The organism is Mesorhizobium sp. M4A.F.Ca.ET.020.02.1.1, assembly GCF_004022645.1.
GTDB lineage: Bacteria > Pseudomonadota > Alphaproteobacteria > Rhizobiales > Rhizobiaceae > Mesorhizobium.
In genome coordinates, this window is the sequence record NZ_RZOI01000247.1 from 1 (window position 1) to 7,652 (window position 7,652).

At 63.9% G+C, this 7,652-nt stretch carries 12 protein-coding genes; 3 read left to right on the forward strand and 9 right to left on the reverse strand.

All coding sequences use genetic code 11. The annotated features are described in order from the left end of the window. The 6 genes from EN742_RS16805 to def all read right to left on the reverse strand — a co-directional run. Positions 1-341, reverse strand: a 341-nt coding sequence (locus EN742_RS16805) for a tRNA pseudouridine synthase A (protein ID WP_148670130.1), incomplete at its 3' end; no start/stop codon positions are given. 19 nt (positions 342-360) lie between these two features. Next, positions 361-867, reverse strand: a complete 507-nt coding sequence (locus tag EN742_RS16810; protein ID WP_126057203.1) for an N-acetyltransferase — start codon at positions 865-867, stop codon at positions 361-363. Next, a complete protein-coding gene (gene fmt, locus EN742_RS16815; RefSeq protein ID WP_126057204.1) occupies positions 864-1,799 on the reverse strand; it encodes a methionyl-tRNA formyltransferase in 936 nt (311 codons plus the stop codon). The genes EN742_RS16810 and fmt overlap by 4 nt, the downstream gene beginning before the upstream one ends. Before the next feature lie 30 nt (positions 1,800-1,829). Next, positions 1,830-2,255 (reverse strand): type II toxin-antitoxin system VapC family toxin, encoded by a 426-nt coding sequence (locus EN742_RS16820; protein ID WP_126057205.1) that lies wholly within the window; start codon positions 2,253-2,255, stop codon positions 1,830-1,832. Continuing rightward, positions 2,252-2,533, reverse strand: coding sequence for a plasmid stabilization protein (locus tag EN742_RS16825; protein WP_126057206.1), 282 nt, complete (start codon positions 2,531-2,533; stop codon positions 2,252-2,254). Before EN742_RS16825 ends, EN742_RS16820 begins: the two co-directional genes overlap by 4 nt. 65 nt (positions 2,534-2,598) lie before the next feature. Beyond that, positions 2,599-3,129 carry a peptide deformylase gene (def, locus tag EN742_RS16830; RefSeq protein ID WP_126057207.1) on the reverse strand — a complete coding sequence of 177 codons (531 nt, stop codon included), beginning with the start codon at positions 3,127-3,129 and terminating at the stop codon, positions 2,599-2,601. Positions 3,130-3,232: 103 nt separating this feature from the next. Between def and EN742_RS16835 the strand changes: the two genes are divergently transcribed. Further along, the gene (locus tag EN742_RS16835) at positions 3,233-4,480 is read left to right on the forward strand and encodes a DNA recombination protein RmuC (RefSeq protein ID WP_127400093.1); all 1,248 of its coding nucleotides are present in this window, start codon (positions 3,233-3,235) and stop codon (positions 4,478-4,480) included. A gap of 7 nt (positions 4,481-4,487) precedes the next feature. Here EN742_RS16835 and EN742_RS16840 read toward each other — a convergent pair whose 3' ends face one another. Further along, positions 4,488-4,892 (reverse strand): GFA family protein, encoded by a 405-nt coding sequence (locus EN742_RS16840; RefSeq protein ID WP_126057209.1) that lies wholly within the window; start codon positions 4,890-4,892, stop codon positions 4,488-4,490. Positions 4,893-4,956: 64 nt separating this feature from the next. Then, positions 4,957-5,922 carry a cation diffusion facilitator family transporter gene (locus EN742_RS16845; RefSeq protein WP_126057210.1) on the reverse strand — a complete coding sequence of 322 codons (966 nt, stop codon included), beginning with the start codon at positions 5,920-5,922 and terminating at the stop codon, positions 4,957-4,959. Between the two features lie 36 nt (positions 5,923-5,958). Between EN742_RS16845 and EN742_RS38160 the strand changes: the two genes are divergently transcribed. Next, positions 5,959-6,324, forward strand: a complete 366-nt coding sequence (locus EN742_RS38160; RefSeq protein WP_189347582.1) for a hypothetical protein — start codon at positions 5,959-5,961, stop codon at positions 6,322-6,324. Between the two features lie 228 nt (positions 6,325-6,552). Then, positions 6,553-6,867 carry a quaternary ammonium compound efflux SMR transporter SugE gene (gene sugE / locus EN742_RS16855; RefSeq protein ID WP_126057211.1) on the forward strand — a complete coding sequence of 105 codons (315 nt, stop codon included), beginning with the start codon at positions 6,553-6,555 and terminating at the stop codon, positions 6,865-6,867. Between the two features lie 73 nt (positions 6,868-6,940). On the opposite strand, the gene EN742_RS16860 is transcribed toward sugE, so the two are convergent. Continuing rightward, a complete protein-coding gene (locus tag EN742_RS16860; protein ID WP_126057212.1) occupies positions 6,941-7,369 on the reverse strand; it encodes a DUF6481 family protein in 429 nt (142 codons plus the stop codon). Positions 7,370-7,652: the final 283 nt, after the last annotated feature.

The following is a 7,652-nucleotide window of genomic DNA, read 5'->3' on the forward strand; positions in this document are numbered from 1 at the left end:
AGGTAGTGCCGGCCGGTGGCGGAGAAGCGGGCGTCGAAATCGTCGGCAACGATACCCGCCTCCAAGACGGCGATGCGCGCGCCAGCCGCCTGCAGATGGGCGTTGACGGCGTCGCGCACCTTGTCGCCCGACCAGGCCCTGGCGAGGTCAACATGCGCCACCTGGGCGGTGGCATGCACGCCGGCATCAGTGCGGCCTGCGGCGCGCAGCCTGACCTGCTCGCCGCAGAATTTCTCGATCGCCAGTTCGATCGCCTGCTGCACCGAAGGCTGATCCGCCTGGTGCTGCCAGCCGGCGAATTGGCTGCCGTCATATTCGATATCGAGGCGAAAACGCGGCATGGAGGCCTTTGCTTGCCGCCTAGGCGGCAAGCGCGGTGAAGGCCGAAGCGTAGACCAGCTTGCCGCCCTCGGGTGCAGCGCCCCAGGCCAGTGCCTGCAGCGCCTCGCCCTGATACTCGCTCTCGAATTTTTCGGCGCGCGCATGGCTGTAGCCGAAGCGACCGTAGTAGGCAGGGTCGCCGAGCACCACGGCAAGCCGCTCGTCGGCTTCCTTGAGGCGGACATGCGCCTCGCGGATCAGGGCGCCGCCGATACCGGTGCCATGGAAGGACGGCTCGACCGCCAGCGGCGCCAGCGCCACCGCGGCAAACTGCCTGCCGCCGTTCTGCACAAAAAGCCTGGAGAACAGGATATGGCCGACCACCTGGCCGTCCTCTTCCGCCACCAGTTCGACGACGGCATCGCCGCCGGTGACCAGCGCGTCGACCAGGCCGGCCTCCGCCTGCTGGCCGAAGGCATGCTCTTCGACGAGGCGGATCGCCTCGCGATCCCGCGGCGTCGCCGCGCGTATCGACATCATGCTCATGAGAGTTTCGTTCCTTTTCCGATCTTGGCCCCGCGCAAAAACTCCTGCGCGGCGGCGGGCTTTCCGCCCGCCCGTTGAACTTCGACCAGCCGTACCGAGCCTGACCCGCAGGCGACCGTCAGCCGGTCATCGAGAATTCCTCCCGACTCGCCGACGCCATCCGAGAGCGTCGAACGAAGCAGTTTCAGCCGCTCCATGCGGCCGCCAATTTCGACCTCGCACCACGCGCCCGGAAAGGGCGAGAGGCCGCGAATGTGATTGTGGACTTCGCCGGCAGGCCGCGTCCAATCTACGCGTGTCTCCGATTTATCGATCTTTCGGGCGTAGGTCACCCCCGCTGTCGCCTGTTGGGTAAATGTCAGACAATTTATCCCCAACTGCGCGAGCGCTTCGGCCATCAGCGAAGCGCCTATCGCCATGAGGCGGTCATGCAGTTCGCCGGCGGTCATATCGGGTTCGATGGCGCATTTTTCAAGCAACGCCACCGGGCCGGTGTCCAGACCTTCTTCCATGCGCATCACCATCATGCCGGTTTCGGCATCGCCGGCCATGATGGCGCGCTGGATGGGAGCGGCACCGCGCCAGCGCGGCAGAAGCGAGGCATGACCGTTCAGGCAGCCGAGCCGGGGCGCGTCCAAAATGGCTTTCGGCAGCAGCAATCCATAGGCCACGACCACCGCAACATCGGCCCGCAAATCGGCAAAAGCCCGCTGCTCGGCCTCGCCCTTGAGCGAGGCCGGGGTGCGCACCTCTATGCCCAGCCGCTCTGCCTCGCGCTGCGCCGGCGACGGCGTCAACTCAAGCCCGCGCCGGCCGGCGGCGCGTGGCGGCTGGGTGTAGACGGCGACGATCTCGTGACCCGCTTCGGCAATCGCGCGCAGCGTCGGCACGGAAAATTCCGGCGTGCCCATGAAGATGACGCGAAGCGACATTTTGTCGTGCAATCCTATTTTCGTGCTGGCTTAGGCGCCCACTTCAAAAGGGTTTACAAGCTTCAGGTCAAGCCCGTCGAAATCGCGCACGTCGCGCGTTGCGAGCGTGGCGTCGTGGGCCAGACATATGGCGGCAATCATGGCGTCAGAGAGGCTGATGGGACGCCCCACTGCCTCCCGTGCAGCACGCAGCTTCCCAGCAAGCGCAGGGATCGAACCGGAGAAATCGACGACACGGCCGTCAAACTGCTGCGAAATCAATTGGTCGAGTTGACGAACATAGCGTTCCGACCCGGTCCTGTTCAAAACCCGTTCCGCGCCGAAGAACAGTTCCATTACAACCGGGCCGCATAGATGGAGTGCAAGCAGATCCTGTCTGCGAAACCACCCGACCACATTCTCGTCGGGCTTAGGCTTGCTGGTCTCGGAAATGACGTTGGTGTCGAGGACGATCACTCGAAATCCTCTGGCGGGCGGCCGAAGTCTCGTTTCCGCTCCGCTTCGATTTCATCCATGGTTTCGACAAATTCGTCGCTGGCTTCGGCGTCGAACACCGAGCGAATGGAATCCCACGCCGAAAGACCGGGCGCCGACCGGGCTTCCTTCTCAGCGATGATGCCCTTGCGCAGGAGATCGATGGCCTTGCCCGACAGGCTTTGGCCGCCGATGCGGGCCGCCTGCTCGATTTCACGTTTCAAAGGTTCGGGAATACCCCTGATCAGCATGTCACCCATCAGCGTGCCTCAGATTGATATCAATGATATCAATATCTGCACCCAGACTCAAGAAACGGTACCCCCTAGCCCACCAGCTTGCCCGGCGCCTTGTCCCTGGCGAGCTTCCTGAATTTCTTCACGACCATGTCGCGCTTCAGCTTCGAGATGTGGTCGATGAACAGCACGCCGTTGAGATGGTCGATCTCATGCTGCAGGCAGGTCGCCATCAACCCTTCGGCCTGCATCTCCTGCAGCTTGCCGTCGCGGTCGAGATACTTCACCCGCACCGCGGCGGGACGCTCGACCTCGGCATAGTAATCCGGAATCGACAGGCAGCCTTCCTCATAGACGGAACGCTGGTCGGAGCTTTCGAGGATTTCCGGATTGATGAAGACATGTGGCGCCGGCGTCTCGTCCTCCTTGGCAAGGTCGATGACCAGCATGCGCAGCGGCTCGCCGATCTGGATGGCCGCCAGGCCGATGCCCGGCGCGTCATACATGGTGTCCAGCATGTCGCCAGCCAGCTTGCGCAAGGGCGCGTCGACGCGCTCGACCGGTTTGGACACCTGGCGCAGGACGGGATCAGGTAGAATGACAAGTGGCTTGATCGACATGGCGTCTCACCTAAGACGTCATGCGAAAAGCGTCAACCGGGGCAGCTTTGACCTGTTCACGTTTTGATCTGTGCCGGGGGGCCGAATCATCTATGCTGCCCTTATGAACGACCTGAGCTCCATCCTTTCCGAACCCGTGGCCCGGCTCGGCGCCAGCACGCTCACGCTCGGCCATATGCTGGCCTTCGGCGCGATCCTGTTCCTCGGCCTCTTCGTTGCGCTGGTCATCGCGCTGTGGCGCTCGGCCAAGGCACGCACGATCGCCGCGGCGGAGGCCGCCGACCATGCACGCGACGCCGAGGCGCGGATGGCTGGCATCCTGCAGGCCCAGGCCGAGATGCAGGGGCGCATGGGTGCTATCGCCGAAGTGTTCGGGGCGCGGCAGGCCGAGCTCACCCAGTCGATCGGCCAGCGTCTCGACGCCATGACCGGCCGCATCGGCCAGACCATGACCGAGCAGACCAAATCGACGCATGAGAGCCTGGCCAAGCTGCAGGAACGGCTGGCGGTGATCGATACCGCGCAAGGCAACATCCAGTCGCTCGCCGGCCAGGTCGTGCAGCTGCAGGCGATCCTCTCCAACAAGCAGACGCGCGGCGCCTTCGGCCAGTCGCGCATGGAGACGATCGTCGCCGATGGCCTGCCGCATGGTGCCTATGAATTCCAGGCGACCTTGTCGAACGGCAGCCGGCCGGACTGCCTGGTGCGTATGCCGAACGGCGCACCGTCGCTCGCCATCGACGCCAAATTCCCGCTGGAGGCCTGGAACGCCATCCGCGCCGCCGAAGGCGCGGAGATGCAGAAGACCGCGGCGCAGGCCTTCCGGCGCGATATCGAGGTGCATATCCGCGATATCGCCGACAAATACCTGCTCCAGGGCGAAACGCAGGACACCGCCTTCATGTTCGTGCCCTCGGAATCGGTATTCGCCGAGATTCACGAGAATTTCGAGGCGGTGGTGCAGAAGGCGCACCGGGCCCGCGTCGTCATCGTCTCGCCGTCGCTGTTGATGCTGTCGATCCAGGTCATCCAGGCAATCCTGAAGGATGCCCGCATGCGCGAGCAGGCGCATCTGATCCAGGGCGAGGTGATCCGGCTGATGGAGGATGTGGGGCGTGTCGACGAGCGGGTACGCCGGCTGCAGACGCATTTTACCCAGTCGGCCAAGGACATCGACGACATTCTGGTCTCGACGTCTAAAGTGACCAAGCGCGGCCAGAAGATCGAGGCGCTGGAGTTTGGCGAAGGCGAAGCGGAGGCGCCGCGCGGCGGCAGGGTCGAGGCCGGCGCCAGAGTGGCGGATTCCAAGACCGGCCAGTTGAGGCTGAGGGTTGTCGAGGACGGCGACTGAGGCGGCGCTACTGCTCCTCGATGGTCGTCATGCCCTGGAATTCCGGCAACCATTGCAGTGCGGAGCGGTGCCAGACCTGCTTTCTCGGAATCAGTTCCTCGCGCTGACGCGACGTACCGGCCCTGATGCCATAAATCTTCGGCCCATCGCCGACCGAGGTCGCATAGAGATGGGAGCCGCAGTCGCCGCAAAAGCCCTGCGCGCGCTTGGCGCCAGAGGATCCGGTCTTGATGTAGACCTTCGGCGAGCCGCTGGTGATCCGATAGTTGCTTTCCGGGGCTGGAACCGTCACGCGGAAGGCTGTGCCAGTCAATTGCTGGCAGTCCGTGCAGTGGCAGATCGAGGTCTTTTCGGGGTCGACCTCGGCTTCGTAGGTGATGGCGCCGCAATGGCACCCGCCGTCGATTTTCATCCTAGCTTCTCCCTGGATAGTCTTGGAGATTCTAGCGCGGCAACCGGACCATGCAATGACTTGGCTAAATCGGCTGGTCGCCGGACGCGGCGTCGATCAGCTTGCGGCGTTGCTCCCACGTTCCGGTCGTCTGCGGCTTGACGAACAGCCGCGTGATCTCCGGCATCTCGGTTTTCAGCCGCGCCTCCAGCCGCTCGACGCAGACTTCGATCTCGGGCGCCGTCAGATGGTCCTCGAACTCGACGCTCAGGCCGGCGACGATCTCTTGCGGTCCCATATGGACGGTGACAACGCCGTTCGCCCGCCGCACCGCTGGATCCTGCTGCACGATGGCCAGCACCCTCTTCTGCACCTCCGGCAATGCCGGCTCGCCTATGAGCAAGCCCTTGCTCTCGCGCGCCAGGAAGATCGCGGTCGAGCCGAGGATCAGCGCGATGCCGATCGAGGCGGCGCCGTCGAGCTCGGGCATGGCAAAGACTTCCGCCGCCAATATGCCGGCAAAGGCGACGACCAGGCCGAGCAGCGCCGCGCTGTCCTCGAACAGCACCGTATAGACGCTTGGATCCTTGCTGAGCCGCACCGCCTCGAACCAGCCCAGCCTGCCCTTCTCACGGCGGAACGCCATCAGCGCCACATACCAGGAACTGCCCTCGAACAGGAAGGAAAGGCCGAGCACGACATAGTTGACCATGACATTGGCGACCGGCTCCGGCGCCATGATGTGCACCACGCCTTCGTAGAACGACACGCCGGCGCCAAGCGCGAAGACGAGGAGGGCGACGATGAAGCTCCAGAAATAGAGCTCGCGGCCATGGCCGAGCGGATGGCTGCGATCGGGCGGGCGGGCGGCGCGATGCATGCCGTAGAGCAGCAGCCCGCCATTGCCGGTGTCGACCAGCGAATGCACGCCTTCCGAAAGCATCGCCGAACTGCCGGTGAAGGCCGCGGCGGCGAATTTGGTCAACGCGATCGCCAGATTACCGGCAAGCGCCGCGTAGATGACCTTTTTCGATCCGCCATGCCCAGCCATGCCGCGCTGTCCCGGTTGACGCCTGGAGCTTAATGCATGTGGCCCAAAACTGCGCAGCGGTTTTGGGGAGAGCATCAAGACAAAGACTTAAAGCGCGACGCCCGATTCCGTTTCGTCGTGGTGCGCATTAACGCTCGGCCGTCGAAGGTCCACAGGCGATTCACCGGCGAAAACCGGTTGACAGCGGCTAGGCCGCCACGCGCGTCCGACAATGTCCTCTTGCAGTCCGGCTTTTCTCTTGTTTCACTTCATCGCCCACAATCGGAGGAACGAATCATGGCTAAAGGTGCGATGAAGGCGGGCAAGGAAGCCCGTAAGCCGAAGAAGGACGCGAAGAAGCCCGCCGCGGCCCCGGCCCTTAAGGCGCCGCCGGTGAAGGCGACGCGGCTCAAGGACAAATAGGCCTCGGCTGATCCGTCACGGCGCGGATTTACAACCGGCGGCATGGATCATGCTGCCGGTGTTTTGTTGATTGGGCCGAGGACTGCCTATATCAGTGTGGCGAGGACGACCTCGCTTCTCTCCCAAAACCCGGCCGGGACGACCCGTGCTCCCAGTGCTGCTCCGCGCGTCGGCACAGTTGGACCGCAACGCGCCTTGTGGGCAGCACGCAGCGAATGGAGCGTCCCGATGTCGTGGATTTACCTGTTTTTCGCCGGCCTGTTCGAGATCGGCTGGGCGATCGGCCTGAAATACACTGACGGTTTCTCTAAGCTGGTGCCGACGGTGCTGACCGTCGCCTCGATGATCGTCAGCCTCGGCCTGCTCGGCCTGGCGCTGAAGGCGCTGCCCGTCGGCACCGCCTATGCGGTGTGGACCGGCATCGGCACCGTCGGCACCGCGCTGCTCGGCATCTGGCTGCTCGGCGAGCCGGCGACCGTGGTTCGGCTCGCCTGCATCGGCCTCATCGTCTGCGGCATCGTCGGCTTGAAGCTGGTGGCCTGACGTTTGCCGCACGGCAAACGCGTTCGGGGCCGCCCTTGGCGACCCTGAACCTGCTCTTCGAACGAAACCGCTGTTAGCGGGCCGAGAAGCCCGGAGGCGTCCGGCCGACACGCGCCTTGCGCGCGGCATAGCGCGCATCGCGCTTGGCCTTGCGTTCGGCCTCGTCGGCGAGCAAGCGGGAAATGCGCTCGTTCTCTTCGGCTTCCCGGATCTTGGCCTCCGCCGCAGCCGCCTCTTCGGCGGCAATGCGCGCTGCCTCGGCAGCTGCCTCGCGCGCGGCCTTCTCAGCCGCTTCGCGGGCCAGCTTTTCCTGCTTCAGCCTGGCCTTTTCGGCTTCGCGTATCGCGCGCGCCTCAAGGATTGCCTTGCGTTCGGCTTGTCGCGCCAGCACTGCAGGATCGTCCGCCGCCGGCTTTGACTTGAAGCGCTCCAGAAGCGCCTTCTTTGCCTCGTTCGCGGCATTGCGCCGCTCGAAAATGTCTTTTTCCCTGTAGATAGCCAAGTCCACTTCCCTGAAGTCAATTCGCGACGCTTACATACGCGCGAAAACCGATAGTTCAAGCGCCAAAACGGTATGCCAGCCATGAAATTCTGGGCTGTTGCAACTGGGAGACGTCACAATCCCGCGCGAAAACCGACATGCAGTGTTCACAGTCCGCGCCTCTGGCGGCGCGGCGGGCGGGTAGCTATCTCCAGCGCGACGCACAAACATCGAAACAAAGTCATCAGGATGGCACGGCATGGAACTCGGTCTCTACACTTTCGCTGACGTCAGCCCGGAACCC

Bases quoted from the DNA above. Each gene is read 5' to 3' on its own strand.
- EN742_RS16810 (WP_126057203.1), bottom strand. From the start codon at position 867: ATGAGCATGATGTCGATACGCGCGGCGACGCCGCGGGATCGCGAGGCG.
- fmt (WP_126057204.1), bottom strand. From the start codon at position 1,799: ATGTCGCTTCGCGTCATCTTCATGGGCACGCCGGAATTTTCCGTGCCG.
- EN742_RS16825 (WP_126057206.1), bottom strand. From the start codon at position 2,533: ATGGGTGACATGCTGATCAGGGGTATTCCCGAACCTTTGAAACGTGAA.
- def (WP_126057207.1), bottom strand. From the start codon at position 3,129: ATGTCGATCAAGCCACTTGTCATTCTACCTGATCCCGTCCTGCGCCAG.
- EN742_RS16835 (WP_127400093.1), top strand. From the start codon at position 3,233: ATGAACGACCTGAGCTCCATCCTTTCCGAACCCGTGGCCCGGCTCGGC.
- EN742_RS16840 (WP_126057209.1), bottom strand. From the start codon at position 4,892: ATGAAAATCGACGGCGGGTGCCATTGCGGCGCCATCACCTACGAAGCC.
- EN742_RS16845 (WP_126057210.1), bottom strand. From the start codon at position 5,922: ATGGCTGGGCATGGCGGATCGAAAAAGGTCATCTACGCGGCGCTTGCC.
- EN742_RS38160 (WP_189347582.1), top strand. From the start codon at position 5,959: ATGTGGCCCAAAACTGCGCAGCGGTTTTGGGGAGAGCATCAAGACAAA.
- sugE (WP_126057211.1), top strand. From the start codon at position 6,553: ATGTCGTGGATTTACCTGTTTTTCGCCGGCCTGTTCGAGATCGGCTGG.